23 protein-coding genes are annotated in these 26,974 nt (G+C 45.7%); 15 read left to right on the forward strand and 8 right to left on the reverse strand.

Going from position 1 to position 26,974, the window contains the following annotated elements; translation table 11 throughout:
• The first annotated feature begins 3 nt into the window (after positions 1-3).
• From MN199_RS01385 to lpxC, 13 genes are all read left to right on the forward strand, one after another.
• On the forward strand, positions 4-1,737 hold the full coding sequence (locus tag MN199_RS01385) for a penicillin-binding transpeptidase domain-containing protein (RefSeq protein ID WP_335738181.1): 1,734 nt from the start codon (positions 4-6) through the stop codon (positions 1,735-1,737).
• Positions 1,727-3,184, forward strand: coding sequence for a UDP-N-acetylmuramoyl-L-alanyl-D-glutamate--2,6-diaminopimelate ligase (locus MN199_RS01390; protein WP_335738182.1), 1,458 nt, complete (start codon positions 1,727-1,729; stop codon positions 3,182-3,184). Before MN199_RS01385 ends, MN199_RS01390 begins: the two co-directional genes overlap by 11 nt.
• Positions 3,181-4,557, forward strand: a complete 1,377-nt coding sequence (locus MN199_RS01395) for a UDP-N-acetylmuramoyl-tripeptide--D-alanyl-D-alanine ligase (RefSeq protein WP_335738183.1) — start codon at positions 3,181-3,183, stop codon at positions 4,555-4,557. Before MN199_RS01390 ends, MN199_RS01395 begins: the two co-directional genes overlap by 4 nt.
• Positions 4,551-5,633: a phospho-N-acetylmuramoyl-pentapeptide-transferase gene (gene mraY / locus MN199_RS01400; RefSeq protein ID WP_132581600.1), complete on the forward strand. Its 1,083-nt coding sequence runs from the start codon at positions 4,551-4,553 to the stop codon at positions 5,631-5,633. The genes MN199_RS01395 and mraY overlap by 7 nt, the downstream gene beginning before the upstream one ends.
• A 2-nt stretch (positions 5,634-5,635) precedes the next feature.
• Complete coding sequence (gene murD / locus MN199_RS01405) at positions 5,636-6,988, forward strand: UDP-N-acetylmuramoyl-L-alanine--D-glutamate ligase (protein WP_335738184.1); 1,353 nt, start codon at positions 5,636-5,638, stop codon at positions 6,986-6,988.
• Positions 6,985-8,196 carry a putative lipid II flippase FtsW gene (gene ftsW, locus MN199_RS01410; RefSeq protein WP_335738185.1) on the forward strand — a complete coding sequence of 404 codons (1,212 nt, stop codon included), beginning with the start codon at positions 6,985-6,987 and terminating at the stop codon, positions 8,194-8,196. The genes murD and ftsW overlap by 4 nt, the downstream gene beginning before the upstream one ends.
• Positions 8,189-9,289, forward strand: a complete 1,101-nt coding sequence (murG, locus tag MN199_RS01415) for an undecaprenyldiphospho-muramoylpentapeptide beta-N-acetylglucosaminyltransferase (RefSeq protein ID WP_335738186.1) — start codon at positions 8,189-8,191, stop codon at positions 9,287-9,289. Before ftsW ends, murG begins: the two co-directional genes overlap by 8 nt.
• On the forward strand, positions 9,286-10,740 hold the full coding sequence (murC, locus tag MN199_RS01420; protein WP_335738187.1) for a UDP-N-acetylmuramate--L-alanine ligase: 1,455 nt from the start codon (positions 9,286-9,288) through the stop codon (positions 10,738-10,740). The genes murG and murC overlap by 4 nt, the downstream gene beginning before the upstream one ends.
• Positions 10,737-11,663, forward strand: a complete 927-nt coding sequence (locus MN199_RS01425; RefSeq protein WP_335738188.1) for a D-alanine--D-alanine ligase — start codon at positions 10,737-10,739, stop codon at positions 11,661-11,663. The genes murC and MN199_RS01425 overlap by 4 nt, the downstream gene beginning before the upstream one ends.
• Before the next feature lie 5 nt (positions 11,664-11,668).
• Positions 11,669-12,421, forward strand: coding sequence for a cell division protein FtsQ/DivIB (locus MN199_RS01430; protein WP_335738189.1), 753 nt, complete (start codon positions 11,669-11,671; stop codon positions 12,419-12,421).
• Positions 12,418-13,653, forward strand: a complete 1,236-nt coding sequence (gene ftsA, locus MN199_RS01435; protein WP_132581612.1) for a cell division protein FtsA — start codon at positions 12,418-12,420, stop codon at positions 13,651-13,653. Before MN199_RS01430 ends, ftsA begins: the two co-directional genes overlap by 4 nt.
• A 27-nt stretch (positions 13,654-13,680) precedes the next feature.
• The gene (gene ftsZ / locus MN199_RS01440) at positions 13,681-14,841 is read left to right on the forward strand and encodes a cell division protein FtsZ (RefSeq protein WP_132581614.1); all 1,161 of its coding nucleotides are present in this window, start codon (positions 13,681-13,683) and stop codon (positions 14,839-14,841) included.
• Between the two features lie 154 nt (positions 14,842-14,995).
• On the forward strand, positions 14,996-15,907 hold the full coding sequence (lpxC, locus tag MN199_RS01445; protein WP_132581616.1) for a UDP-3-O-acyl-N-acetylglucosamine deacetylase: 912 nt from the start codon (positions 14,996-14,998) through the stop codon (positions 15,905-15,907).
• A gap of 26 nt (positions 15,908-15,933) precedes the next feature.
• Here the strand turns inward: lpxC and MN199_RS01450 are convergent, their stop codons facing one another.
• Complete coding sequence (locus MN199_RS01450) at positions 15,934-16,407, reverse strand: DciA family protein (protein ID WP_335738190.1); 474 nt, start codon at positions 16,405-16,407, stop codon at positions 15,934-15,936.
• A 155-nt stretch (positions 16,408-16,562) separates the two neighbouring features.
• Here MN199_RS01450 and secA point away from each other — a divergent pair, with 155 nt between their 5' ends.
• Entirely contained in the window at positions 16,563-19,283 is a 2,721-nt protein-coding gene (gene secA, locus MN199_RS01455) for a preprotein translocase subunit SecA (RefSeq protein WP_335738191.1), read from the forward strand.
• A gap of 193 nt (positions 19,284-19,476) precedes the next feature.
• Entirely contained in the window at positions 19,477-19,890 is a 414-nt protein-coding gene (gene mutT / locus MN199_RS01460; protein ID WP_335738192.1) for an 8-oxo-dGTP diphosphatase MutT, read from the forward strand.
• On the opposite strand, the gene yacG is transcribed toward mutT, so the two are convergent.
• From yacG to MN199_RS01495, 7 genes are all read right to left on the reverse strand, one after another.
• On the reverse strand, positions 19,887-20,114 hold the full coding sequence (yacG, locus tag MN199_RS01465) for a DNA gyrase inhibitor YacG (RefSeq protein WP_335738193.1): 228 nt from the start codon (positions 20,112-20,114) through the stop codon (positions 19,887-19,889). The genes mutT and yacG overlap by 4 nt on opposite strands.
• A gap of 29 nt (positions 20,115-20,143) precedes the next feature.
• Entirely contained in the window at positions 20,144-20,890 is a 747-nt protein-coding gene (gene zapD, locus MN199_RS01470; RefSeq protein WP_132581626.1) for a cell division protein ZapD, read from the reverse strand.
• A gap of 45 nt (positions 20,891-20,935) precedes the next feature.
• Positions 20,936-21,544, reverse strand: a complete 609-nt coding sequence (gene coaE, locus MN199_RS01475) for a dephospho-CoA kinase (protein ID WP_335738194.1) — start codon at positions 21,542-21,544, stop codon at positions 20,936-20,938.
• A 16-nt stretch (positions 21,545-21,560) separates the two neighbouring features.
• The gene (locus MN199_RS01480; protein WP_335738195.1) at positions 21,561-22,439 is read right to left on the reverse strand and encodes a prepilin peptidase; all 879 of its coding nucleotides are present in this window, start codon (positions 22,437-22,439) and stop codon (positions 21,561-21,563) included.
• Positions 22,439-23,668 carry a type II secretion system F family protein gene (locus MN199_RS01485; protein ID WP_335738196.1) on the reverse strand — a complete coding sequence of 410 codons (1,230 nt, stop codon included), beginning with the start codon at positions 23,666-23,668 and terminating at the stop codon, positions 22,439-22,441. The genes MN199_RS01480 and MN199_RS01485 overlap by 1 nt, the downstream gene beginning before the upstream one ends.
• A gap of 80 nt (positions 23,669-23,748) precedes the next feature.
• Entirely contained in the window at positions 23,749-25,440 is a 1,692-nt protein-coding gene (pilB, locus tag MN199_RS01490) for a type IV-A pilus assembly ATPase PilB (RefSeq protein ID WP_335738197.1), read from the reverse strand.
• Between the two features lie 88 nt (positions 25,441-25,528).
• Positions 25,529-26,920: a sulfatase-like hydrolase/transferase gene (locus tag MN199_RS01495; RefSeq protein WP_335738198.1), complete on the reverse strand. Its 1,392-nt coding sequence runs from the start codon at positions 26,918-26,920 to the stop codon at positions 25,529-25,531.
• Positions 26,921-26,974: the final 54 nt, after the last annotated feature.

Below are 26,974 nucleotides of genomic sequence, written 5' to 3' on the forward strand. Positions count from 1 at the left end.
AAGATGTCTCAAGCTAAAGGTCGTTCGGTACCATCGGTACTTGGCTGGCGTTTTGCTTTTGTTTTAATGACCTTGGCCGGTGTGTTTAGCGCTTTAGTAGTGCGTGCCGCTTGGTTACAAGTGGTTGAACCAGAAATGTTAGTAAGCCAAGGTGATATGCGCAGCCTAAGGGTTGAGGCTGACACGGTATTACGCGGTATGATCTTTGATCGCAACGGCGAAGAGCTGGCGATGAGCATACCGGTTGAGGCTATTTGGGCCGACCCCAAAGTAGTCATCGAGCGTCATGCTTCAGCTGACGAGCGGCGCTGGCACGCACTGGCTGACATTTTACAAATGAGTTCAGCACAGCTACTAACTAAAATTGGCGACAACCCGCAGCGGCGGTTTGTTTATTTACAGCGTCAGGTTAATCCTGCCGTAGTCGATTACGTTAAAAAGCTAAAAGTGCCGGGCATTTATTTTCGCCAAGAGTCGCGTCGCTATTACCCTGCGGGTGAAGTTACTGCTCAGCTAATTGGCTTTACCAACGTTGATGATATTGGCGTTGAAGGCATAGAAAAACGTTACGACGAGTTTTTAACGGGCGCTGCTGGACGTAAAGTATTTCGTAAAGATGCCAAAGGCCGTGAAATAGAAGTAATAGAGCGAGCCAAGGCGCAGCAGCCGGGTAATTTGCATCTTAGTATTGATCAGCGTATTCAAACTGTTACTTACCGCGAACTAAAAAAAGCGGTGTTATCACATGGCGCTACCTCAGGCTCAGCTATTGTGGTGGATGTGCAAACTGGCGAAGTGCTTGCCATGGTTAACAGCCCATCATTTAATCCCAATAATCGTGGTAATGCTCCGGCCTATTTGTTTCGCAATCGCGCCATTACTGACACCTTTGAACCCGGTTCAACCATGAAGCCTCTAGCGGTATTAAGTGCGCTTGAGTTTGGTGCGACTAAGCTAGGCGCTACTGTTGATACCAGCCCAGGTTATATGCGCATTGGCGGCAGCTGGGTGCGTGATGCTAATAACTATAAAACACTTAGCCTAACCGGCATTATTCAAAAATCGAGCAACGTGGGTGTAAGCAAGCTAGTGCTGTCTATGCCGCATGAGCACGTACTTGGTTTGTATAGCAATATGGGGTTGGGTATTGATACCGGCCTTGGCTTAAATGGCGAAAGTAGTGGCATGTTAAGCCATCGTCGGCGTTGGTCGGATTTTGAACGTGCTACTTTAGCCTTTGGCTATGGTTTGTCAGTTACTGCAGCACAGTTAGCCAGAGCTTATGCCACTATGGCCAATGGTGGTATTAGTCGTCCGCTGACTATTTTAAAAAGTGAAAATCAGCAGCCGGGTGAGCAAGTGCTAGATAGCAAAAATGCGGCCGCGATGTTGGAAATGATGGAAGCGAATATTATGCCCGGTGGTACTGCCACCCGAGCGCAGGTTAAAGGTTATCGCGTGGGTGGCAAAACAGGTACCGCGCGTAAAGCCATCGCTGGTGGTTATGGCGAAGATTATATCGCCTCGTTCGCCGGTGTCGGCCCTGTGTCTAATCCTCGCTTAGCTTGTGTCGTGGTTATTAATGAGCCCGCAGGTGATTTTTATCATGGTGGTGAAATAGCGGCGCCGGTTTTTGCCAATATCATGGGTGCAAGTATGCAGCTGTTAAATTTAACACCAGATGCACTAAACCAACCCAAGCTTTCTGCAATAACAGGGGGTAGCAATGCCGGTTAATTCTAAGCAGTGGTTGGCCTTGTATGCCAATGATGTACCAGATGTTGAGCTAGAGCAGTTACAGCTAGATAGCCGTAACGTTGGCGTTAATGACGTATTTTTAGCTATTCCTGGTGTGCAACAACATGGTAAACAGTTTATTAGCCAAGCTTTAGCGCAAGGCGCGGGTTTGGTGCTAACCAACGAAGGTAGCTACAACGACAAACGTGTGGTGGTATTGCCAGAACTGGTGCAACTACTGCCGGCACTGGCCGCAAATTTTTATCAGCAACCGGCGCGACAACTGCAATTAGTTGGTATAACCGGCACTAATGGTAAATCCAGCACGGCATTTTTTATTAGTCGTTTAGCTGAGCAATTAGCTCTGCCCGCTGCAGTTATTGGCACGCTAGGCTATGGTTCGTGCAGCAACCTAACGCCGTTGCCAAATACCACACCGCATTATGTTGATATACAACGTATTTTATCACTTAGCGTGGTTAATAATGCCAAGTTAGTTGCTATGGAAGTGTCGTCGCATGCGTTAGCGCAGCATCGGGTTGCGGGTTTATTGTTTGATGTCTCGGTTTTTACTAACCTAACCCGCGATCATCTAGATTATCACGGCTCTATGGCCGAATACGCCGCAGCAAAAGCGACGTTATTTACGCCACAGTTAAGCCGTACTGCGGTAATTAATGTATCTGATGAATTTGGCCGTAAGCTGGCCGCGCAAAGCCAAGTGCCGGTATTTGCTTATGGTAAAGCTGAAGACTGTGCCGGTTTTAGCCAGTATCTTGGTTATTCTGACGTTGTTGTTACCACCGAAGGTTATCAGCTTAAACTAAGCAGCCACTTATCTGAACAACGTTTTTATTTACCGCTGTTAGGCGAATTTAATATTCAAAATACACTGGCTGCAATAGCGAGTTTATTGGTGCTTGGCTATGACTTCGCTGCAATTATTACTGCTTGCAGCCAGCTACAACCGGTGCCAGGCAGAATGGAACAGTTTAAGTTTCCACAAAATTTTACCGCCGTTGTCGATTACGCTCATACTCCAGATGCATTACAGCAGGCGCTACAGTCATTACGTTTACATTGTAAAGGCCGCTTATGGTGTGTGTTTGGCTGCGGTGGTGACCGTGACCGCGGCAAACGGCCAATAATGGGCCAAATTGCCGAGCTTTATGCCGACCATGTAATTGTTACTGCTGATAATCCGCGCAGCGAAGATGTTGTTGCTATTTGCGAAGATATTGCCGCAGGTATGAGCCCTGACGGCAGCTATACCATTGAGCCTGATCGACAAAGTGCCATTAAGCTAGCGCTGATCAGCGCACAAGCACATGACATTGTGCTTATCGCTGGTAAAGGCCATGAAACTATTCAAATTATTGGTACTGAGCAGCGGCAATATGATGAACGTGCTTATCTTCGCCAGCTTATTGCGGAGATGCCAGCATGATAAAATTAAACTGTGCAGAAATTGCGTTAATGCTCGATGGTAGCTTAGTCGGCCACAACGTCAGTATTTTAAATGTCAGTACAGACAGCCGAACTATTGCGAACGACGATTTGTTTATCGCCTTAAAAGGCCCTAATTTTGATGGCTCAGCATTTATTGCAGAGGTAAAGGCTAAAGGTGCGGCAGCGGTTGTTGTAGAGCAAGCGGTAAATGTCGATATTCCACAAATTATTGTGCACGACACTCATCTGGCATTAGGCCAGTTAGCGGCTGCGGTAAAAGCCCGCTTAGCGGTAAAAACGGTAGCAGTAACTGGCAGTGCGGGTAAAACTACAGTCAAAGAAATGATCGCGGCTATCTTAAGCCGACGTGGCCGTGTGTTAGCTACGCAGGGCAATTTTAATAATGATATTGGCGTACCGCTTACTATGTTGCGTCTTAGCGAAAAGCATGACTATGCCGTGCTTGAACTGGGTGCTAATCATCAAGGTGAAATAGCCTATACCACTGCGCTGGCAAAACCCGATGTTGCCATTATTACCAACGTTGCCGCTTCGCACCTAGAGGGTTTTGGCGACGTAGATGGGGTGGCGCGGGCAAAAGGTGAAATTTTTAATGCTATTACTGAGCAAGGTTTAGCCATTATTCCAGCCGACAGCCAGTATTGCGATTATTGGCTACAGCGTTTAGCCGGTAAGCAGGTGGTGCAGTTTTCTACCACTAAAACGACGGATTACTGCGCACAGGCAATAGTTCTAGACGACCACGGTTGTGCCGGTTTTGAATTGGTTTGCCCACAAGGTAAGCAGTTTGTACAGTTAACACTGCCTGGTAAGCATAATGTTTCTAATGCCTTAGCTGCTGCCGCCGCGAGCATTGCTGTTGGCGCAAGCTTACTCGACGTGCAATTAGGTTTAGCGCAAATGCCCGCCGTTAAAGGCCGTGCCAATATTAACATGCTGTCACCGCAATTACGTCTGATTGACGATACCTACAATGCCAATGTTGAGTCAGTTAAGGCCGCGATTGATTTATTAACGGCGTTTGTTGGCTATCGCATATTAGTGCTAGGCGACATGGCGGAATTGGGTACTGACGCCCGTTTATACCATGAAGAGATAGGTTTATACGCACAAAAAGCAGGTGTTAATCTGTTGTTCACCCTTGGCGTGTTATCACAGAGCGCCAGCGATTTGTTTGCTGGACAAGGCGCTCATTTTAGTTCGCGCCAAGCGCTTATTCAGCGCTTAATGCCAATAGTATTAGAACAACAGGAAGTCACCCTGCTAGTGAAAGGCTCGCGCAGTGCGAAAATGGAATTAGTCGTACAAGACTTGCTAGAAAGATGTCAGCAGGAGAGTCACCCATGCTAGTTTGGTTAGCCGAGTACTTAACCCAGTATTTTAATGCGTTTAACGTGTTTAGTTATCTAACGTTTCGCGCCATTTTGGGTATTTTAACCTCGTTATTTTTAAGTTTATATTTAGGGCCTAAACTCATTGCCCGCTTACAACGCATGCAAATTGGTCAGGTTGTGCGTGGTGACGGCCCAGAAAGTCATTTCTCGAAAAAAGGCACGCCTACGATGGGCGGCTTGCTAATTTTGGGCGCGGTGTTAATAAGTACCTTACTATGGGCTAATTTAGAAAATAAATATGTCTGGGTAGTACTTTTTGTTTTAGTCAGCTTTGGCTGGATTGGCTTTGTCGACGACTATCGCAAAGTGGTGCGTAAAGACCCTAAAGGCCTAATTGCGCGCTGGAAGTATTTTTGGCAATCCTTATTTGCTATTGCTGTGGCAGCGTTTTTGTATTTTACCGCCGAACGTCCAGCCGAAACCGCATTATTAGTGCCTTTTGTTAAAGACGTTATGCCGCAGTTGGGCTTATTGTTTTTAGCGCTAAGCTATTTTGTTATTGTTGGTACTAGCAATGCCGTAAATCTTACTGATGGCCTAGACGGCTTAGCCATTGTGCCAACCATTATGGTAGCTGCCGCATTTGCCATTATTGCGTACTTAAGTGGCAACGTTAATTTTTCTAGTTATTTGCATATCCCTTATTTACCTCACGCCAGCGAACTGGTGGTGGTTTGTGCCTCCTTGGTCGGCGCTGGTTTAGGCTTTTTGTGGTTTAACACCTATCCAGCACAAGTATTTATGGGTGACGTGGGTTCATTAGCCTTGGGTGCAGTGCTAGGTGTCATTGCCATTTTAGTAAGACAAGAAATTGTGCTGTTTATTATGGGCGGCATCTTTGTTATGGAAACAGTCTCGGTCATTTTGCAAGTAGGCTCTTATAAGCTGCGTGGTCAGCGCATTTTCCGAATGGCACCTATTCATCATCATTACGAACTAAAAGGCTGGCCAGAACCGCGGGTTATTGTACGGTTTTGGATCTTGTCGATCATTTTTGTGCTGGTTGGCCTAGCCACCTTAAAGCTGAGATAACAATGATGCCGACGATAACACAGGTTGCCATCACGCAACGTTTAGCAAAAAAACGCATCGCCGTAGTAGGCCTAGGTTTGTCTGGGCTGGCCACGGTGCGTTTTTTACTAAGCTTGGGCGTGAAACCCGTGTTAATGGACAGCCGGATTAAACCTGCCGGTATTGAGCAAATAGCAGCAGAAAAAGTAGACGGTATTTACTTAGGCGAACTAGATGCGAATCGCTTAGCGAAAATGGACATGATTATTCTAAGTCCGGGTTTATCGCCAACGCATCCTGCGCTTCGTTTTGCCGTTGCTCAAGGCGCTGAATTAATAGGCGATGTTGAGCTGTTCGCACGTTTCAATCAAAAACCGGTTATTGCTATTACCGGCTCTAATGGTAAGTCTACGGTAACTAAACTGGTTGAAGCCATGCTTAAATGCAGCGGCATTAATGCGTTAGCGGCGGGTAATATCGGTTTGCCAGTACTAGAGGCTATTGCTCAGCCTAGTGTTGATGTATTTGTGCTGGAGTTATCAAGTTTTCAGTTAGACACCACGTTTAGCTTACAAAGCGTAGCCAGCACTATTTTAAATATCAGTGCCGATCATCTAGACCGCTATCACACTATGTCAGCCTATACCGAGTCTAAACAGCGGGTATACCAGCATACGCAATTGGCGGTGTTTAATTTAGATGACAGCGCAACCACCCCAGAACAAACCGCGCAAACACTGGGTATTAAGTTAGCCGATGCGGCATACGGCGTTGCCGAGTGCGAGGGGCAGCGTTGTTTAATGCTGGCCAGTGAGCCGCTACTAAACGTTAGTCAAATGACCATATTTGGTGCACATAATGAATTTAATGCGCTGGTTGCTGCTAGCTTAGCGCTAGCTGCTGGCGCTAGCCGTACCGGTGTTGTGCAAGCACTACAGCAATTTGAATCGCTACCACATCGTTGTGTTTTAGTAACTAATAGCAATAACGTGCGCTGGGTTAACGACTCTAAAGCAACCAATATTGGCGCGACATTAGCAGCAATTGCCGGTTTACGGCCCAGTGTTAGTGGCAACTTAATTTTAATTGCTGGCGGTGACGGCAAGGGCGCGGATATGCGCGAGCTAAAGCCGGTACTGGATGCGGATGTACAGCAGCTTATTACTCTTGGCCAAGACGGCCCAGCTATTGCTGAATTAAAAGCGAATAGCATTCCAGTTAAAACGCTACAAGACGCCGTGAAAGTAGCTGCGCGCTTAGCCAAACCTGGCGATATGGTGTTGCTGTCGCCAGCTTGCGCTAGCCTAGATATGTTTAAAAGTTACAGTGATCGTGGTGAGCAGTTTGCCTCCGCGGTTAAGGCGGAGGTGCTATGAAGCAGCTTGCGCTAACGTTGTTTAAATCATCTTGGTTTAACCCAATACAAGGTATTACTAATTGGTGGAGTGCCGACGACACGGCACCTTACGACAAGCTGTTTTTAACCCTACTAATGCTTATTGTCGCGCTGGGCGTGGTAATGATTACCAGCGCATCTGTGCCTGTAGCAACGCGGCTATACGATAACGAATTGCACTTTACTATTCGCCATTTACTGTATTTGGGCATAGGTTTTGGTGTGGCTTTACTGGTGATCAATATTCCAGTGCAATGGTGGCATAACAGCAATATGCTGTTGTTATTTGCCGCGTTAGCATTACTTATTGCTGTATTATTGGTTGGCCATAATGTTAACGGTAGTACGCGGTGGTTATCTATCGGCCCTATCGGTTTACAAGCGGCTGAACCCGCTAAGTTGTTTTTCTTCATCTATTTAGCCAGCTACCTAGTACGACGCCATGAAGAAGTGCGTGAAAATATTAAAGGCTTTATTAAGCCATTGTTAGTGTTATTCGCTTTTGCGGTATTACTACTAATGCAGCCTGACTTAGGCACGGTTATTGTTATGTTTGCTACTGCTGTTGCGCTGTTGTTTTTAGCTGGCGCCAAGTTGTGGCAGTTCTTCTGCTTAATTTTTACTGGGCTACTGGCCATTGGCGTATTGATTGTTTATAGCGAATACCGCTGGAAACGCGTTACGGCCTTTCTTGACCCTTGGGCTGATCCTTTTGGTAGCGGTTACCAGCTTACTCAGTCGTTAATGGCGTTTGGTCGTGGTGGCTGGTTTGGCCAAGGCTTGGGTAATAGCATTCAAAAATTAGAATATTTACCCGAAGCACATACCGACTTTATTCTGGCGGTTATCGCCGAAGAAACTGGTTTTATCGGTGTAACGATATTATTGGGCCTGTTATTTATGCTGGTATATCGCGCGTTGTGGATTGGCCAGCGTGCGTTAGAAAAACAAATGAGCTTCCACGGTTTTCTTGCTTACGCCTTAGCAATTTGGATTGGTTTTCAATCTGCGGTAAATATTGGTGTAGCTACCGGTGCGTTGCCAACTAAAGGTTTAACTTTACCCTTTGTTAGCTCAGGTGGTAGTAGTTTAGTTATTATGCTGGCCGCTGCCGCGTTATTATTGCGTATTGATTTTGAAGTGCGGTTAAAGGGTAAGCATGCCATTAGCGGAGGTCGCAATGACTAAACCGCGTATTCTAATTATGGCCGGTGGCACCGGTGGCCATATCTTCCCCGCACATGCGGTAGCAACTGCGCTTAATGCCGCAGGCTGGCAAGTGCATTGGTTAGGCACGCCAACCCGTATGGAAGCGACCTTAGTTCCACAGTTTGGCTGGGCATTTCACACTATTAACGTTGAAGGTTTGCGCGGTAAAGGCCTGCTATCACTGCTAAAAGCGCCATGGATGTTACTAAAGTCGGTGTGGCAAGCGCGTAAGGTTATCAATAGTGTGCAGCCGGATATCGTATTGGGTTTTGGCGGTTATGCCAGCGGCCCAGGTGGTGTAGCGGCATGGTTAAAGCGCTTACCGTTATTAATTCATGAACAAAATGCTATAGCCGGTAGTACTAATCGTTTACTGGCAAAACTAGCTAGCAAAGTATTGGTGGCATTCCCCGCTGCATTTGCGGGCCATGCTAAACAGCAAGTGGTGGGTAATCCGGTACGGGCAGAGCTGCTTAGCATTGGCGCAGATCATGACTATAGCGGTAGCCTTAAAGTATTAGTTATGGGTGGAAGTCTTGGCGCCAAAGTATTGAACGACACCTTACCAACTATCTTTGCCAAAGCGGCTAAACAGGGTGCAATTGCCGTGCGGCATCAAACTGGCAAAGCATCGCAACAACAAACGCAACAAGCCTATTGGCAAGGTGGCGTGGGTCAGTTAACGGCAGAAGTGAGTGCTTTTATTGACGATATGGCCAAGGCCTATGCGTGGGCTGATGTCGTAATTTGTCGTGCAGGCGCGTTAACCGTAAGCGAAGTCGCTTGCGCCGGTATTGCCGCAGTCTTTGTGCCGCTACCTACGGCAATTGATGATCATCAAACTGCAAATGCGCGCTGGCTTAGTGAGCAAGGTGCAGCCCAGTTAGTGTTGCAGCGTAATTTGGACGAGCAGCATTTGCTGCCGTTATTGCAGCAATGGTTAGACAATAAAACATCGTTACAGCAAATGGCCGCCAAAGCGCGTGCCTGTGCCTTAGATCATGCAACAGCACAGGTAGTGGCGTTATGTCAGCAAGCCGTTGGTCAGCAAGTAACAGGACAACAGATATGATTACTACTCCACAACAGAAAAAATTAGCTATGCGCCGGGTCGAGCGTATTCACTTTGTTGGTATTGGCGGCGCCGGTATGGGCGGTATTGCCGAGGTACTCGTTAACGAAGGCTACAATATTTCTGGTTCGGACATTGCGCCAAATGCCGTAACTGAACGCCTTATTTCTATTGGCGCCCGTATTAGTTTTGGCCATGCTGCAGAAAACGTAACGGGTGCTAGCGTAGTCGTGGTATCTAGCGCCATTAATAGCGCAAACCCAGAGGTTGCCGCCGCGCGTGAGTTTCGTATACCAATAGTGCGTCGTGCGGAAATGTTAGGCGAATTAATGCGGTTTCGTCATGGTATTGCGGTGGCCGGTACGCATGGTAAAACTACAACAACCAGTTTGTTGGCGTCAATATTTGCCGAAGCGGGCACTGATCCCACATTTGTTATCGGTGGTTTACTTAACTCGGCCGGTGCCAATGCTAGGTTGGGTGCTGGGCGTTATCTAATTGCTGAAGCTGATGAAAGCGATGCATCGTTTTTGCATTTGCAGCCATTAGCAACCGTAGTTACCAATATTGAAGCTGACCATATGGACACCTATCAAGGTGACTTTGAAAAGCTTAAAGCCACCTATTTAGAGTTTTGCCACAACCTGCCGTTTTACGGCGTTGTTGTAGTTTGTATTGACGATCCGGTACTGCGTAGTGTAATTGTGCAAATTAGTCGCACGGTTATAACCTACGGCTTTAGCGATGACGCTGACTATGTAATCAGTGAATTTAGTCAAACCGGCACACAAAGCCAGTTTACTATTACTGATGGCAGCGGCAATCAGCGTGAGGTAGCACTTAATTTACCTGGTAAACATAACGCATTAAATGCCACAGCCGCGTTTGCTTTAGCGGCGGATGAAGGTATTAGCGAGCAAGCTATTTTGACGGCGTTAAGAAAATTTGAAGGCATTGGTCGGCGCTTTCAGCAATACGGTGAATTTGACACCGGTAATGGCAAGGTGGTGCTGGTAGACGATTACGGCCATCATCCAACTGAAGTCGCTGCAACCATTGCCGCTGCTCGTGCAGCTTGGCCCAATAGACGTTTAGTTATGGCTTATCAACCGCACCGCTATAGCCGTACCCGTGATCTATACGAAGACTTTGCCAAGGTGCTTTCAACTGTTGATATGTTGCTGTTGCTTGAAGTGTATAGTGCTGGCGAGCCAGCCATTGCCGGCGCTGATAGTCGCAGCTTATGTCGCTCAATTCGGGCGCGCGGTGCATTAGACCCCATTTATATTGCTGAACCCACAGATTTAGCGCCAAGTTTAGCCACAGTGTTACAAGATGGCGATGTACTGCTAACCCAAGGCGCCGGTAATATCGGCAGCTTAGTAAAGCAGTTGGCTGCTATGCAATTGAATATAAATCAACTTAAAGCCAGTGCAGGAGAAAAAGCATGAGTAGTAGTGTTAATGCATTTGGCAAGGTAGCGGTAATGTTTGGCGGTAATTCGGCCGAGCGCGAGGTGTCGCTGCGCTCTGGTAACGCGGTATTGAAAGCATTAACCGATGCAGGTGTCGATGCTTATGGTTTTGATCCAAAACATCAGGCGTTAACCGAGCTAACAACTAGCGGTGCGCAACGTGTATTTATCGTATTACACGGCCGTGGTGGCGAAGACGGTACTATGCAAGGCGCACTGGCGCAACAAGGTTTACCTTATACTGGCAGCGGAGTACTAGGCTCAGCACTGGCAATGGACAAAATTCGCTGCAAGTGGTTATTTCAAGCGCAAAAATTGCCTACGGCGGCTTTTGCGGTAGTGCATAGTCAAGACACCGATTTTGCCGGTTTATTAGCCAGCTTAGGTGGCAAGGTTATGGTTAAGCCCGCCAATGAAGGTTCCAGCATTGGTATGAGTGCAGCTAATAGTGCTGCCGAGCTAGAGCAGGCTATTGCCGCAGCATTAAAGTACGACAGTGAAATTTTGGTAGAACGCTGGATTAATGGTCGTGAATTTACTGTGGCTATTTTAAATGGTCAGGTGTTACCGATAGTAGAAATGCGCACACCGCGCGCGTTTTATGATTACGAAGCAAAATATCAGGCTAACAGTACAGAGTATTTATGCCCTGCGCCGTTATCGGCAGAGCACACCGCCATGATGCAAAACACCGCACTTAACGCGTTTAATGCGGTAGGCGCAACCGGCTGGGGCCGAGTAGATATTATGCTTGACCAAGACGGGCAGCATTATTTGCTAGAAGTGAATACTGTGCCGGGCATGACGGAAAAGTCATTAGTGCCAATGGCGGCTAAAGCGGCTGGCATGAGTTTCCAGCAGTTGGTGCTGGCGATATTAACCCAAGCGCAAAAGGCGTAATAACCATGAACTGGCGTTTACCTAAGCTGCAATTTAAACAACAACCCGCATTTTATGCGGGAGTGGTGTTTTTTATTGTCGCTATGGCTGCGCTAGCGTGGGCAGGCGTAAAAATAGCTGACTGGACACAAAGCCAGCAGAGCGCGCCAGTAAAACAAGTAAAGTTATATGGTGATTTTCAGCATATCGATATAGGAACCCTGCACCATAAATTGCAACAGCAGTATGTAGGTAACTTTTTTAGCGTGAACGTGGATCAAGTGCAGCAGTTCCTGTTACAGCAACCTTGGGTTTATCAGGCAGCCGTGCGCAAACAATGGCCTGACGCTTTGGTTGTGGTTGTGACAGAACAACAGCCGGTAGCAATTTGGAATCAGCAGCAATTATTAAATGAACAGGGTGACGTATTTCAAGCACCCTTACAGCAGCTGAAAACGGAACTTCCAATGTTAACCGGCCCAGAAGGCAGCCAGCAGGACGCACTAACCATGTTCCGCCATATGCAGGGCTTATTGGCCCTGCATAAATTTAACGCTGTAGCGCTGGGGTTAACCGAGCGTTTTTCATGGCAATTAAGCCTAAGTAACGGCGTAGCCTTAAGGCTTGGCCGCGAAGATACCTTAAAACGGGTGCAGCGCTTTATTGAGCTCTACCCAGTAATTAGTAAACATAAAGCCGACGCCGTAGCCGAAGTGGACCTACGTTACGACACTGGCATAGCAGTGCGTTACAGTACTGAACAAAAGAGAAAAGCATGACAAAGTCGTTAGAGAGAGATCTAATTGTTGGCCTGGATATCGGCACTGCGCAGATAAAAGCAGTGGTGGGCGAAATAACTGCCGACGACAAGCTAAGCATTGTCGGTGTAGGTACTCATGTATCCCGCGGTATGGATAAAGGCGGTGTTAACGATTTAAACCTAGTAGTGCAAGCGGTGCAACGCGCAATAGATGAAGCTGAACTGATGGCCGATTGCCGCATTTCATCGGTGTACTTGGGTATTACTGGCAAACATATTCGCTGTCAAAACGAAAGTGGTATGGTGCCAATTAATGATACTGAAGTCACTGCTGAAGATGTCTCTAACGTTATTCACGCGGCTAAATCAGTGCCTATCTCGGCTGAACGCCGCATGCTGCATGTGTTGCCGCAAGAGTTCTCAGTAGACATGCAAGAGGGTATTAAAAGCCCAATTGGTATGTCAGGGGTAAGAATGGAAGCGCGTGCGCACATTATTACCTGTGCTAATGACATGGCAAAAAATATTGAAAAGTGTGTTGAACGCTGCGGCTTGCAAGTCGATCAGCTTATTTTCAGCTCACTAGCCTCTAGCTTTGCGGTACTAACCGATGATGAAAAAGAGCTTGGCGTGTGTGTGGTTGATATGGGCGGTGGCACCATCGATATTTCTATCTATACCAATGGCGCACTGCGACACACTGCGGTTATTCCGGTGGCGGGTAATCAGGTAACTAGCGATATTGCAAAAATTTTCCGTACCCCGCTTAGCCATGCTGAAGACATAAAGGTGCAGTACGCCTGTGCGCTGCGCAGCATGGTAGGTAAAGAAGAAAGTATCGAAGTACCCAGTGTTGGTGGCAGGCCCGCTCGGTCAATGTCGCGTCATACACTAGCTGAAGTAGTAGAACCACGTTATCAAGAGCTATTTGAACTGGTGCTAGAAGAAATAAGAAGCAGCGGCCTTGAAGAGCAAATAGCCGCCGGAGTGGTACTAACCGGTGGCACATCTAAGATGGAAGGTGCGGTAGAGTTTGCCGAAGATATTTTTCAAATGCCGGTACGCGTAGGTCAACCTATGCATGTTACGGGTTTAAAAGAATACGTACAGGACCCAGCTTATGCCAGCGTGGTAGGGCTATTACTGTACGGTAAAGATGCACGCCATCAGCAGAAAAAGTCTGTCGATGTGCGAGATTCAGTGAGCAGTTTCGTTAAGCGGATCAGCAGCTGGTTTAAAGGTGAATTTTAAAGTAAGCGTAGAAACGGAGAGAGAGCTATGTTTGAATTAATGGAAAACCACAGCCAAGAAGCTGTAATTAAAGTAATTGGTGTTGGCGGCGGCGGCGGTAACGCAGTTGAATATATGGTCGCCAGCAATATTGAAGGCGTAGAGTTTGTGGTAGCAAATACTGATGCCCAAGCGCTGCGTAATTCTTCAGCTAACATCACGCTGCAGTTAGGCGCAGGTGTAACTAAAGGCTTAGGTGCCGGTGCAAATCCTGAAATAGGCCGACGTTCAGCTGAAGAAGATCGCGAAACCATCAAAAAAACCATTCAAGGTGCCGATATGGTGTTTATCGCAGCTGGTATGGGCGGTGGTACCGGTACAGGTGCAGCGCCTGTGGTTGCTGAAGTGGCGCGTGAGTTAGGTATTTTAACGGTAGCGGTGGTTACTAAACCTTTCCCGTTCGAAGGCAAAAAACGCACAGCTTATGCTGAAGAAGGCATTTTAGAGTTAAGTAAGTATGTTGACTCGTTAATTACTATCCCTAACGACAAACTGTTAAAAGTGTTAGGTAAAGGCACGACTTTATTAGATGCGTTTAAAGCAGCAAATAACGTATTACTTGGTGCAGTGCAGGGTATTGCTGAGCTAATCACTCGTCCGGGCTTAATCAACGTCGACTTCGCTGACGTACGTACGGTTATGTCTGAAATGGGTACAGCTATGATGGGTAGCGGCACAGCTTCAGGCCCAGATCGTGCTGAGGAAGCAGCAGAGCAAGCTATCTCTAGCCCACTGTTAGAGGACATTGATTTGTCCGGTGCTAAAGGTATTTTAGTTAACATTACTGCTGGTTTAGATATCAGTATTGAAGAGTTTGAAATCGTAGGTAATGCGGTAAAAGCTTTTGCTTCTGAAAATGCGACGGTAGTAGTTGGTGCGGTAATTGATCCTAATATGCACGACGAACTGCGTGTAACTGTAGTAGCAACCGGTATTGGTGCCGATCGTCGCCCTGATATCAGCCTAGTGCAGAATAGCCGCCCAGAGCCAATGCCAGTATATGTGCAACAGGGTAACACTATGCAAAAATCTGCGCCGCAGACCATGCGTGATGAAGCGCCTGCAATAGCAACAAAAGCACAGCCGGAAAGCAAAGCGAATATTGATATATTTGATATTCCAGCGTTTCTACGCAAACAAGCCGACTAGGTCTATATTGAGTAATTGGTTAGTAGCCGGTTAGTCGCTGGCAAGGCTGGCAGCATAATTAAGCTGCGGTTCAGTGAAATTTGGCATAATAGCCACATTTGTGCTAAGCTTCGCCGCCATTTTGTGATTGCTTATATTTGAGCAGGAATAAATTATGATTAAACAACGTACTATCGACAAAATAGTCACCTCTATCGGGGTGGGGTTACACAAAGGCGAAAAGGTTACGCTTACTCTCCGACCTGCGCCAGACAACACGGGTATCGTGTTTCGTCGTGTTGACCTTGATCCGGTAGTCGACTTCAAAGTAGCGCCAGAGTTAGTGGGCGATACCGTGATGTGTACCTGTTTAATCAATGAAAATGGCGTGCGTTTGTCTACTACTGAACACCTGATGGCAGCCATTGCCGGAATGGGCATCGATAACCTAATTGTTGAAGTAGACTCTGCTGAAATTCCAATTATGGACGGCAGTGCTAGCCCTTTCGTTTATCTGCTGCTTGAAGCCGGTGTCGCCGAGCAGCGCTTAGCGAAGAAATTTATTCGTATTAAAAAAGCAGTACGGGTAGAAGACGGTGATAAGTGGGCCGAGTTTAAACCCCACCATGGCTTTAAAATCGACTTTGCTATTCAGTTTGATCACCCTGTTATTGCCGAAACTGTGCAGCATATGCAGCTTGATTTCTCTGCCGCTGGTTTTATTAAAGATATTAGCCGTGCGCGCACTTTCGGTTTTTTGCATGAGGTAGAGTACCTGCGAGCCAATAACCTGGCCTTAGGTGGTAGCTTCGATAATGCCGTGGTATTAGATGAATACCGTGTGCTTAATCAAGATGGCTTGCGTTATGAAGACGAGTTTATTAAACACAAAATTTTAGATGCAGTTGGCGATCTTTATATGGCCGGCTACAGCATTTTAGGTGAGTTTAAGTCGTTTAAAACTGGACATGCTTTGAATAACCAATTGCTTTGTGCAGTATTAGCTAATCAAGAAAATTGGGAATTTGTTACCTTTGAAGATAAAGCACAAATGCCAATTTCATATTTAGCACCGCAGCTAGCCTAAGAATAAGTAATAGCAGAAACCCGGTTTTACCGGGTTTTGTTGTTTTTGGCCTCAGCGTTTTGTGCCAATTTTAACAGCGCTTGTTTTAACGGGCCATCGCTTGATTCTGCAGCAGCACGCAGGCTTTGTGCGGCGTGCTCTGATAGCTGATAGCTGGTTTTTTGAGGAATGGGCAAGCTGTAGTGATTAATTTGGCCGTTAGGTGAGGCCTCAATGTCAATTCCGGCTAAATCAGGCAAGATTTTTTTACGAAAATTGTCTAGAATAGCGTCGCGCTGCAATTTTAACCGGGTTAACCATGGCGCTGAAGCTGATAAAATAACAGCTCGGCCATCACGAATGCAGCTAACTTGGCAAAAGCTAAGTTGCTCTAGTTGCAACACCTCAGCCAGCACCTTGTTCAGCTGCTGCACTAGGCTGACTTGCTGTTGCTGCGATGCCAGCGTACTGTGCGACAGCACTTTACTCACATCCAGCGGTTTTTGAGTGTAACGGGCCATAGCCTAAAGCACCTACAACAAGGGATACACCTAAGTAGTGTAACAGCTTCTGTGAATACAAAGAATGTTGCACCTTGAAAGCGTTAGCATCGGGCACCATATCTAGCGTAATATGCTGATGTTTTAATATTTTAACTTAAAATGGTATTTGGATAATGTTTGGAAAACTTTTTACCAAATTATTTGGTAGCCGCAACGACCGCTTCTTAAAAAAATTAGAAAAACAAGTACAGCAGATCAATGCGTTAGAGGCAGAGTTCGAAGCCTTATCCGACGACCAGCTGAAGAGCAAAACGCAAGAGTTTAAGCAACTACTTGCTGAAGGCAGCACGCTAGATGATATTCTGCCGCAAGCGTTTGCTACCGTGCGTGAAGCCAGTAAGCGTGTATTTGGTATGCGCCACTTTGACGTGCAGCTAATGGGCGGTATGGTGCTGCATCAGGGTAAAATCTCTGAAATGCGCACCGGTGAAGGTAAAACGCTAACGGCTACGCTACCGGCTTACCTTAACTCGCTTAATGGCGGTGGCGTACATGTTATTACCGTAAACGACTACCTTGCCCGTCGTGATGCACAAACTAACGAACCGTTATTTTCTTTTCTCGGCTTAACCGTTGGTGTAAACGTGCCAGGCATGGCGCACCCAGATAAACAGCAAGCCTACGCCGCTGATATTACCTATGGTACTAATAACGAGTTCGGTTTTGACTACTTGCGCGACAATATGGCGTTTTCGCCACAAGAGCGTGTTCAGCGCGATCAAGCCTTTGCTATTATCGATGAAGTTGACTCAATTTTAATTGACGAAGCGCGTACGCCGTTAATTATTTCTGGTCCAGCTGAAGACAGTTCAGAGCTTTATAAACAAATTAACTTATTAGTGCCTCAGCTGGTACGGCAAGAAAAAGAAGATGAAGAAGGCGCACATGGTGACGGCCATTTCACTTTAGACGAAAAAGCGCGTCAGGTTTACTTAACCGAGCAAGGTCAAATTAAAGTTGAAGACATGCTGCGCGAGCATGGCTTAATTCAAGAGCATGACACCTTATTCTCCGCCGCCAACATTACATTGTTGCACCACGTATATGCCGCATTGCGTGCGCACCAGTTATTTAAACGCGACGTAGATTACGTAGTAAAAGACGGTGAGATTGTTATTGTTGACGAACACACTGGCCGTACTATGGAAGGCCGTCGTTGGTCAGAAGGCTTACACCAAGCGGTTGAAGCCAAAGAAGGCGTAAAAATTCAAAATGAAAACCAAACCTTAGCCTCTATTACATTCCAGAATTACTTCAGATTATACGATAAGTTATCTGGTATGACGGGTACGGCAGATACTGAAGCATTTGAATTTCAACAGATTTACGGCCTTGAAACCATCGTAGTGCCAACCAATCGGCCAATGGTGCGTAAAGACATGGCTGATCTGGTGTATTTAAATGCTGAAGATAAATACCAAGCTATTATTGCTGATATTATTCAAACGCGTGATGCCAACCGCCCAGTGCTGGTGGGTACAGCCTCTATTGAAAGTTCAGAGTATCTGTCTAATTTGCTTAACAAGGCAAAAATTAAACACCAAGTATTAAACGCCAAATTTCACGCTAACGAAGCGCAAATTATTGCCAATGCTGGCCAACCAGGTACGGTTACCATTGCTACTAACATGGCAGGTCGTGGTACAGATATCGTACTTGGCGGTAGTTTACAGTCAGAACTGGCGGCCTTAGGTGCTGATGCCACAGATGCAGAAAAAGCCAAAATCAAAGCCGATTGGCAGGTGCGTCACGATGCAGTAATTGCCTCTGGCGGTTTGCATATTATTGGTACTGAACGTCATGAGTCACGTCGTATCGACAACCAATTGCGTGGTCGTTCTGGCCGGCAGGGTGATCCAGGTTCAAGCCGGTTCTACTTGTCGTTAGAAGATGCCTTAATGCGTATTTTTGCTTCAGACCGTATGGCTGGCATGATGCGTCGTTTAGGCATGGAAAAAGGCGAAGCTATTGAACACCCTTGGGTAAGCCGTGCCATTGAAAATGCCCAGCGTAAAGTAGAAGCGCGCAACTTTGATATTCGTAAACAATTACTTGAGTTTGACGACGTAGCTAACGACCAACGTAAAGTCGTATACGAACAACGTAACGAACTGTTAGACGCCACTGACATCAGCGAAACCATTAGTGCTATTCGCACCGACGTAGTTGATGGCGTACTTAGTCAATATATTCCGCCACTGTCGTTAGATGAAATGTGGGATATACCAGGCTTAGAACAGCGCTTAAAAGCAGATTACTTACTCGACTTGCCAATAAGCCAGTGGCTGGCAGACGATAAAAAGCTGTTTGAAGAAAAGCTGCGTGAACGCATTCAACAAGAAGTTGAGCAAGCTTACGCACTTAAAGAACAAATGGTTGGCCCTGAAGTACTGCGTCAGTTTGAAAAAGCTATCATGCTTCAAAGCTTAGACACGCACTGGAAAGAACATTTAGCCGCAATGGACCACCTGCGCCAAGGTATTAATTTACGCGGTTATGCGCAGAAAAACCCGAAGCAAGAATATAAACGCGAAGCCTTTGAATTGTTTTCTACCATGTTAGAAAACTTGAAAATTGACGTAGTGGGTGTATTAGGCCGCGTGCAAGTGCGCGCCGCAGAAGATGTAGAAGCCGTTGATGAGCAGCGCCGTAAAGCAGATGCTGTACCGCATGATTATCAACATGACGAAGCTCAAAGCATTGGTAGCGACCTACCCGCTGATATGTCAGCAGCTACGCCAACATTTCGTGAGCATGACAAAATAGGCCGTAATGATGCTTGCCCCTGTGGTTCGGGCAAAAAGTATAAGCAGTGTCACGGTAAGTTGGTATAAGCCAAACTCGCCATAGGGTACATAAAGTCGGCTTCGGCTGCATACTGTTCATTTAAGCAAGATCCGGCTTGCTCTAAGCCAACCGTTGAAGGCAAGGATGCCTGAAGCGAGCCCCCAAGGAAGGGTTCACGGCGTGTTGGTGTGAGCAAGCCGGATCTTTCGCGTTACTAACTGGCGAGCACGTGCAGAAACAATGCAAAATACCCCTCAATATAAAGTCATACACGTTGCCGTTGGCGTAATTATGCGCGATAAGCAAATTTTGCTTGCGTTACGTAGCGCTAAACAGCACCAGGGTGGTAAGTGGGAGTTTCCTGGTGGCAAAGTAGAGCCAAGCGAGAGCGTGCAACAGGCGTTGTTACGCGAGCTACACGAAGAGATCGGCATTAACGTAACCGCAAGCTGCGCATTAATGCAGCTTGAGTACCACTACCCAGAAAAAACTGTGCAATTAGATGTGTGGTTAGTAAGCGAGTTTACTGGCGAGCCACAAGGCCGTGAAGGCCAGCCGCTGCGCTGGGTTAGCGTGGCAGAGCTTGGCGATATTACCTTTCCCGATGCCAATCAACCCATCGTGCAGCGCATTGTGCAGCAGTTTGGCGTTTAGTGTTGAAAAAATTCGTTATCTTGAGCCATAAACTCTTGCTCAAGCTCAGCTAAATATTCTTCTGATAACTGGTTATCTATCGCTGTTTTATCGGCAATGCGATGGTTTTCTGCTGCCCAATCGCCTAAGTCTATTAACTTACAGCGCTCTGAGCAAAATGGCCGAAAAGCGGCGTCAGCAGACCACACTACATCAATATCACAGGTCGGGCATTTAACTTTCATTTAGCTACTCCAAATACGTACTACAAGCCTTAACAACAAGCTAATGCAAAGTTGATGCTCTTATCGCTATTACAGCGGCCGGTTTCGTCACATAACTGCATAAAGCGAATAGCATACCGATACTTGTTACCGCTTACTGTTGGGTAAACGCCAGCAGCTAACGGATAGCGAATACGCAATAATTCGGTCTGTTCAGTGTTACTTTGATAAAAGCCATTATTGGCTACAGCATCGGCAAACTGGCCTTTTTCGCGGCAAAAGCCTAAAACAAATTCTACCGTTTGCTGCAATAAGGCAAACTCATTATACCAGCTCGTCGCCATTTGTTTGCGTTCTGCCAAAGGTAAATTAGACCAGTAATGCAATTGCGGCACGTCAAAATAACAAGCGCCACCTGGAATAGAAAAGCGTTGCCGCAGCGGCGCGAGAAATTTATCCTCTTTTAAGGTGCCAACAAATTTACCGCTGCGTAGCAGTTCACTTTGTAGTCTTACAGCTTGTTGTAATACCAATTTTAGCTTGTCGTCAGAAACCGAAGGGTGGTTCGCCCAAGCTACCAGCGCATTTTCACAGCGCTCGCAATCTTTAATCAGATCGGGGCGAATATCATTGCGATCAATTACTTCTATTAAATCAAATAGCGTATTAAAAAATGCCTGCTGCTGCCATTCGCTGTCTAACGGCATCAGGTTATGAAGTTGCGTTAACAAATACTCTAAACGCAGATAGGTACGAAGCTTTTCATTTAACGGATGTTCGTAAATAAGTTCAGTCATGTGTCTGTCGTTTACGCCTGTTGTGACAGCTCACTGCATACTTAGTTACGGTATTGCTGTCGCCTGCTGCAAATATTGCTGATGCAAGCGACTAACTTTGGCGACTAAATCAGAGATACTGCTGTCATTGGTAATTATATCGTCGGCCAGTTTTAGCCGTTCGCTACGCGATATCTGCGCTGCCATTATCGCCTTTATTTGCTGCTCGTCGGCTTTATCCCTAGCCATAGCGCGGCTTAACTGCAAGCTTTCGGGTAAATCTATTACTAATACCCGTTGCACATGCTGGTTAAGCTTATTTTCTAACAGTAACGGTGCAACTAATAACGCATAAGGAGATGTTAGTTTCTTTAATTGTAATAGCAATGTTTGCCGTATTGCTGGGTGTAATAATTGTTCAAGCCATATTTTATCGCTGGCACAGCTAAACACCCTCTGACGCAGCTCGGCTCTATTAAGTTCACCGCTAGTAAGTAATATACCTTCGCCAAAGTATTGCGTTATAGCCTGCAAGCAGGGCGTGCCAGGCATAACAACTTCTCGGGCTACGATATCGGCATCAACATGTTGTACGCCTAACGCAGAAAACAACTCGGTTATCGTCGTTTTGCCACAACCAATGCCACCAGTAAGACCAACAATAAAACCAGACACTACAAGCCCCCCGACACTACAAATTTAAATAGCGTAAGTAGGCATTGGTTAATTGCTCGCCCCATAACATGGCTATCCAGCCTGCCGCTGCAATATAAGGCCCAAACGGAATAGGTGTGCTTCTATCCTTGTCTTGCACACTAAGCAGCGTAATACCAACCACCGCACCCACTAAAGACGACAGTAAAATAATCAGCGGCAACTGCTGCCAGCCCAGTAAGGCGCCAAATATGGCCAGTAATTTAAAGTCGCCATAACCCATACCTTCTTTGCCGGTTAATAACTTAAATAACCAATACACCGACCATAAGCTAAGGTAGCCCGCAGCGGCGCCGACCATAGCTTGTGCTGGATTAACAAAAGCTGAATCGCTAAGGCTAAATAACAAGGCAAACCAGAGTAAGGGTAGGGTAATTTGATCGGGTAGCAACATCTTATCAATGTCGATAAAAGTCAGCGTAATTAACGCCCAGGTAATAACAATAAATACTATAGCGGCAATACCAAAGCCTAGCTGCCAGGCTACTACGGCCGACATTACCGCCGTTAATAATTCTACTAACGGGTAACGTGCGCTAATGCTGGTGCGGCAATTACGGCATTTGCCTTTTAATAGCAACCAGCTAAGCACAGGTATATTATCGCGCGCCTGAACCATAGCATTACAGCTTGGGCAAGCCGAACGTGGTGTTGCTAGGTTAAATTTAGCCGGTGCTTGTGCTGTGCCATCAGGGCTAAAATACGCCTGATATTCTTGCCGCCATTCGTTTTCCATCATTTTTGGCAGGCGATAAATAACGACATTTAAAAAGCTGCCAATGATTAAACCTAAAATTACGGCAATAACAATAAATAATACTGGAAAAGCAACTAACGCTTCGGTAACTGACGACATTATATAATAGATCCCATCTGGAAAATGGGTAGGTACATGGCAATAATTAAACCGCCTATTAATACACCCAATACCGCCATAATTAGTGGCTCTAACAACGCCGTTAAACCGTCAACTGCATCGTCAACTTCTTGCTCATAAATGCTTGCAACCTTGCTTAGCATGCTATCGAGGGCGCCCGTTTCTTCGCCAATAGATACCATTGATAGCACCATTTCTGGAAACTGGTCGGTTTGCTTCATGGCTAAATGCATCTGGTTACCCACTGAGACTTCCTCGCGAATAAACAAAATAGCATTTTTATATACCTCATTACCCGCTGCGCCCGCAGCAGATTCCAGCGCTTCAATTAAAGGTACACCGGCAGCAAAGGTGGTGGAAAGGGTACGCGCATAACGTGCTACCGCGGCTTTATTTAAAATACTACCAATAACCGGTAGTTTAATAATGCGGCCATCTGCCCAAGTTCTAAACGTTAAATTATTAGCGTAAGTTTTTTTTACGATATAACCAAAAGCAAATATTGCAGCTAATACCAGCCACCAATACTCCTGCATTACTTCTGAAATATGTAGTACGAGCTGAGTAAATGCGGGAAGCTCGGCGCCAAAACCAGCAAAAATTTCGGCAAATTGCGGCACCACAAAAATAAGCAATATTGAGGTAACTATCGCCGATACCACTAACACCGCAATAGGGTAAAACATGGCCTTTTTAATTTTTGATTTAAGTGCTTCGGCTTTTTCTTTATAAATAGCCAGCCGGTCAAAAATTTGGTCTAACGAGCCTGATGCTTCGCCCGACTTTACTAGGTCGCAGTATAAATCATCAAAATACTTTGGGTGCTCGCGCAATGTTTCGGATAATGGCAAACCGGCTTGCACTTTTACCGAGATTTTCTGCATTAAGGTGCGTAAACTTTTATTATCTGCGCCGTTAGCAATAAGGTCTATTGACTGCACTAACGGCACGCCGGCACCTAGCATAGTGGCAATTTGTCGGGTAAAAATAGCGATATCTAAAGCGGTAATTTTTTTACCGTCGCCAAACAGTGATTTAGGTTTGCGCTTTACGCCCGATGGCGTAATACCTTGTTGGCGCAGCAATGCCTTAGCTTCAGCTATGCTAGTGCCTTTTATTTCACCATCAACTTTGCTGCCGCGGCGGTTTACACCTTTATATTTAAATACTTCCAGCTCTTTTATTTTAAGTTGTTGTGCCTGAGCCATAGTGGTTTCCTGTTGCTGTGCCTTGTTAGCACCTAGTTTATTTATTTATATCATTTTATGTAAGCTAGGTGTAACTATGTTTAGCCTTTGGTTACGCGGTTAATTTCTGCCAAGCTAGTTAAGCCCGCCGCGGCTTTAATTAAACCCGATTGGCGCAAATTATTAACTCCATCGGTTTGTGCCTGAGCGGCAATATCTAACGAGTTACCACCTTGCATAATAATATCCGCCATTTTCGGGCTAACAGGCATAACTTCGTATATACCCACCCGGCCTTTATAGCCATTAGTGCAATATTCGCAGCCTACCGGCTTAAATATTTTTACGCTGGGCAACTGCTGGGCAGTAAAACCTTGTTTTAATAGCTCTGCCTCTGGTAGCACTTCTTGCTGTTTGCATTGGCTACATAAACGCCGCGCTAGGCGCTGGGCAATAATAAGCGATACCGAGCTGGCTACGTTATACGAGGGTACACCCATGTTAAGTAAGCGAGTTAGGGTTTCCGGTGCCGAGTTAGTGTGCAGCGTTGATAATACCAAGTGGCCGGTTTGTGCTGCTTTAATTGCTATTTCGGCGGTTTCTAAATCTCGAATTTCACCCACCATTACCACGTCAGGGTCTTGGCGCAAAAAAGCTTTTAAGGCGGTGGCGAAAGTTAAGCCTGCACGCGGGTTTACCTGCACTTGGTTAACGCCGGCTAAGTTAATTTCTACCGGGTCTTCCGCAGTAGAAATATTGGTTTCGCTGGTATTTAAAATGGCTAAGCCGGTATACAGCGATACGGTTTTACCTGAACCGGTAGGGCCGGTTACTAAAATCATACCTTGCGGTTGGGCTAGGGCGTCTAAATACAGTTTTTTCTGGTGTTCTTCATAACCCAACACATCAATGCCTAACATCGCGCTGTCAGAGTCGAGAATACGCATTACTATTTTTTCGCCCCACAGGGTGGGTAAGCTACTGACACGAAAGTCGATAGACTTCTTTGCCGATAGTTTTAGCTTAATGCGGCCATCTTGCGGTACCCGTTTTTCCGCAATATCTAAGCGCGCCATTACTTTTAACCGCGCCGACAAGCGGGTAGACAACAATACCGGCGGGCTGGCTATTTCATGCAAAATGCCGTCGATTCTAAAGCGAATACGGTAGGTTTTTTCGTAGGGTTCAAAGTGTAAATCTGACGCGCCCTTACGAATAGCGTCTAACAGCATTTTATTAATAAAGGCGACAATCGGCTGGTCGTCTTTATCTGGCTGCGCGCCGTCGTCTTCCTCTATTTGCTCAATACCTAACGAGCCTAAATCCCAATCGGCATCGGTAAAGTCGCCGCCTAAATTGCCGTCAAACAGCTTGTCTATTAGCGCTTGCAGTTTTTTAAAATCAACCACAATAACTTCAGCATTTAAACCGGTATTAAATTCGAAATCTTCAATGGTTTGAATGTCGGTTGGGTCAACCACCGCTAAATACATATTGCGGCCACGTTTACCCAATGGCAGCATATTGGTTTTGCGAATTAGCTTTTCGTTACGTAAATCTTCTGGCACGTAGGCCATATCAAAATGGTCTAAATCTAGGCTAATAGCGTGGCCAATACCGCTAGCGGCGCTGGCTAACTCTTCTGCGCTAATCAGCTTTTCGTTAATTAGTAATTCAGGCAGATTTTTAAACTGGCTGCCTTTTTCGTTGACAATTTTAGTTGCTTTGTCGCCGTCAATAATTCGTAGCTGTACTAAGCGCCTAAATAACGTAGATGTAGTGGTTACGGCCATTAAACGAAGACATCCTGATTTTGCTAAAAAGAGTATTGCATTGGTTTTAATTATGCCACTAAGTGTGGCTTATTCAAGTTTAACTCCGTTAATAACTATCTAACTTAGTAAGAATCTCGAAACTTAGCCAGTTTACTTTATTCTCAATAAAGTATTGTTCCATCTCTGTTTTATTTGTAATGACTGGCGCATGGTCTGAAACGATTAATACTTTCACCCCAACTAATTTCTCCTCTGCAATTTTCTTAGCCAATATATAGAAGAATTGTGCCTGCAACTTCAAATTTCGGCAGGTTTGTGAACGCACATCCACTGAGAACTGTGCACAATCAAATTGATCAATAACGATGTCTCTTTCATCGTAAATGGCATGCGAATTAAGGGTTAGCCAGTAGGTAAATCGCTTACCCGGTTGGGCCACATCAGCTATTACTTTGTTAATAAGTTCTAGATCACAGCCACCAGGGTAAGAGTAGCAACGGCGTGTCCAGTTTAGGTTTTCAAAAAACCGGCTATTATCAAAGCCCGCTTTTGCGTACCAATAAATTCTGTCATACATAACGCCAGACGCTGCATGAAATGCTGTAGTAGCATAACCTTGCCGCTTAAGTTTGTTTGGAATGCAGTTTTCAAAGCCGTTTGCTGCGTCTTTTAAATTAAAATGATTGGGCGAAAGCTGGCAAAGTTCGCGAAGTTCACCCGCCACGGTCGCGCCTAAGAAATTAATTTGACCAGAGTGAAGATTTTTAACGTAATGATCTAATTGTATAATCGGGCGTATTAATTGCGCATTTATGTGCTCATCTTTAGCTACACCCCAAGATTCATTAATTATCAGTAATAACTTTTCGCTACCACTTTGATAAAATCGGGCATTATTCACTTGTGTTGCGCTTGGCGGAATAAATTTATCAAAGATTTCGCCATCATCATAGAAATACTGATAAAACAATGTACTGCGATGTTTTAATGTATGTAAGGTTGGGCTGCTAACTAGTGGAGCGTGTTGGACGCGCCACACCTTGTCTGTGTTATCAGAGTCGGCTGAGTAAACATATAAACCAAATGCCCCAAGTGCCAAATTAAATAGTACCAACGCCTGGGTTAGGCTTGTATGCTTTTTAAGCTTTACAGCATTGACCATAAATAAAACTAACCACAGCATGGAGGCCAAAGTAGCCATTTGGTAAGCAGCTGGTGCATTGGGCAAGAAACTAGATAAGTAAACCAAATGGTCTAACTTGGCAAAGGTAAATACCTGCACTAGTAATGCTAAAATATCTAACAAAAAAAACACTAAAAATACTATATAGCCAATAATGGGCACGCGAGAGTATACAAATAGCGATGCAAACAAATAGTCTAGGTTAACTGGAGAGCGGCCAATGCCAAGATAAATGGCAACGGAGAATAGAAAAAAATTAGGTAAAATAAGCAGGTAGAAAAAAGGTTTAAGGTAATGTTGGATGAGGTTTTGCAAGTTTTTAAACTACACCGTTGGGTAAATAAAAAAGCACCCCGCGACGCGAAGTGC

Source organism: Rheinheimera metallidurans (genome assembly GCF_036983985.1).
Lineage (GTDB): Bacteria > Pseudomonadota > Gammaproteobacteria > Enterobacterales > Alteromonadaceae > Alishewanella > Alishewanella metallidurans.

What these genes read in the sequence shown, in the direction of transcription:
- zapD (WP_132581626.1), bottom strand. Translation starts at nt 20,890, where the DNA reads ATGACTGAACTTATTTACGAACATCCGTTAAATGAAAAGCTTCGTACC.
- pilB (WP_335738197.1), bottom strand. Translation starts at nt 25,440, where the DNA reads ATGGCCGTAACCACTACATCTACGTTATTTAGGCGCTTAGTACAGCTA.
- secA (WP_335738191.1), top strand. Translation starts at nt 16,563, where the DNA reads ATGTTTGGAAAACTTTTTACCAAATTATTTGGTAGCCGCAACGACCGC.
- MN199_RS01385 (WP_335738181.1), top strand. Translation starts at nt 4, where the DNA reads ATGTCTCAAGCTAAAGGTCGTTCGGTACCATCGGTACTTGGCTGGCGT.
- ftsA (WP_132581612.1), top strand. Translation starts at nt 12,418, where the DNA reads ATGACAAAGTCGTTAGAGAGAGATCTAATTGTTGGCCTGGATATCGGC.
- MN199_RS01425 (WP_335738188.1), top strand. Translation starts at nt 10,737, where the DNA reads ATGAGTAGTAGTGTTAATGCATTTGGCAAGGTAGCGGTAATGTTTGGC.
- MN199_RS01390 (WP_335738182.1), top strand. Translation starts at nt 1,727, where the DNA reads ATGCCGGTTAATTCTAAGCAGTGGTTGGCCTTGTATGCCAATGATGTA.
- MN199_RS01450 (WP_335738190.1), bottom strand. Translation starts at nt 16,407, where the DNA reads ATGGCCCGTTACACTCAAAAACCGCTGGATGTGAGTAAAGTGCTGTCG.
- MN199_RS01395 (WP_335738183.1), top strand. Translation starts at nt 3,181, where the DNA reads ATGATAAAATTAAACTGTGCAGAAATTGCGTTAATGCTCGATGGTAGC.
- MN199_RS01480 (WP_335738195.1), bottom strand. Translation starts at nt 22,439, where the DNA reads ATGTCGTCAGTTACCGAAGCGTTAGTTGCTTTTCCAGTATTATTTATT.
- MN199_RS01485 (WP_335738196.1), bottom strand. Translation starts at nt 23,668, where the DNA reads ATGGCTCAGGCACAACAACTTAAAATAAAAGAGCTGGAAGTATTTAAA.
- murG (WP_335738186.1), top strand. Translation starts at nt 8,189, where the DNA reads ATGACTAAACCGCGTATTCTAATTATGGCCGGTGGCACCGGTGGCCAT.
- yacG (WP_335738193.1), bottom strand. Translation starts at nt 20,114, where the DNA reads ATGAAAGTTAAATGCCCGACCTGTGATATTGATGTAGTGTGGTCTGCT.
- mutT (WP_335738192.1), top strand. Translation starts at nt 19,477, where the DNA reads ATGCAAAATACCCCTCAATATAAAGTCATACACGTTGCCGTTGGCGTA.
- murC (WP_335738187.1), top strand. Translation starts at nt 9,286, where the DNA reads ATGATTACTACTCCACAACAGAAAAAATTAGCTATGCGCCGGGTCGAG.
- MN199_RS01430 (WP_335738189.1), top strand. Translation starts at nt 11,669, where the DNA reads ATGAACTGGCGTTTACCTAAGCTGCAATTTAAACAACAACCCGCATTT.
- ftsW (WP_335738185.1), top strand. Translation starts at nt 6,985, where the DNA reads ATGAAGCAGCTTGCGCTAACGTTGTTTAAATCATCTTGGTTTAACCCA.
- lpxC (WP_132581616.1), top strand. Translation starts at nt 14,996, where the DNA reads ATGATTAAACAACGTACTATCGACAAAATAGTCACCTCTATCGGGGTG.
- mraY (WP_132581600.1), top strand. Translation starts at nt 4,551, where the DNA reads ATGCTAGTTTGGTTAGCCGAGTACTTAACCCAGTATTTTAATGCGTTT.
- murD (WP_335738184.1), top strand. Translation starts at nt 5,636, where the DNA reads ATGATGCCGACGATAACACAGGTTGCCATCACGCAACGTTTAGCAAAA.
- ftsZ (WP_132581614.1), top strand. Translation starts at nt 13,681, where the DNA reads ATGTTTGAATTAATGGAAAACCACAGCCAAGAAGCTGTAATTAAAGTA.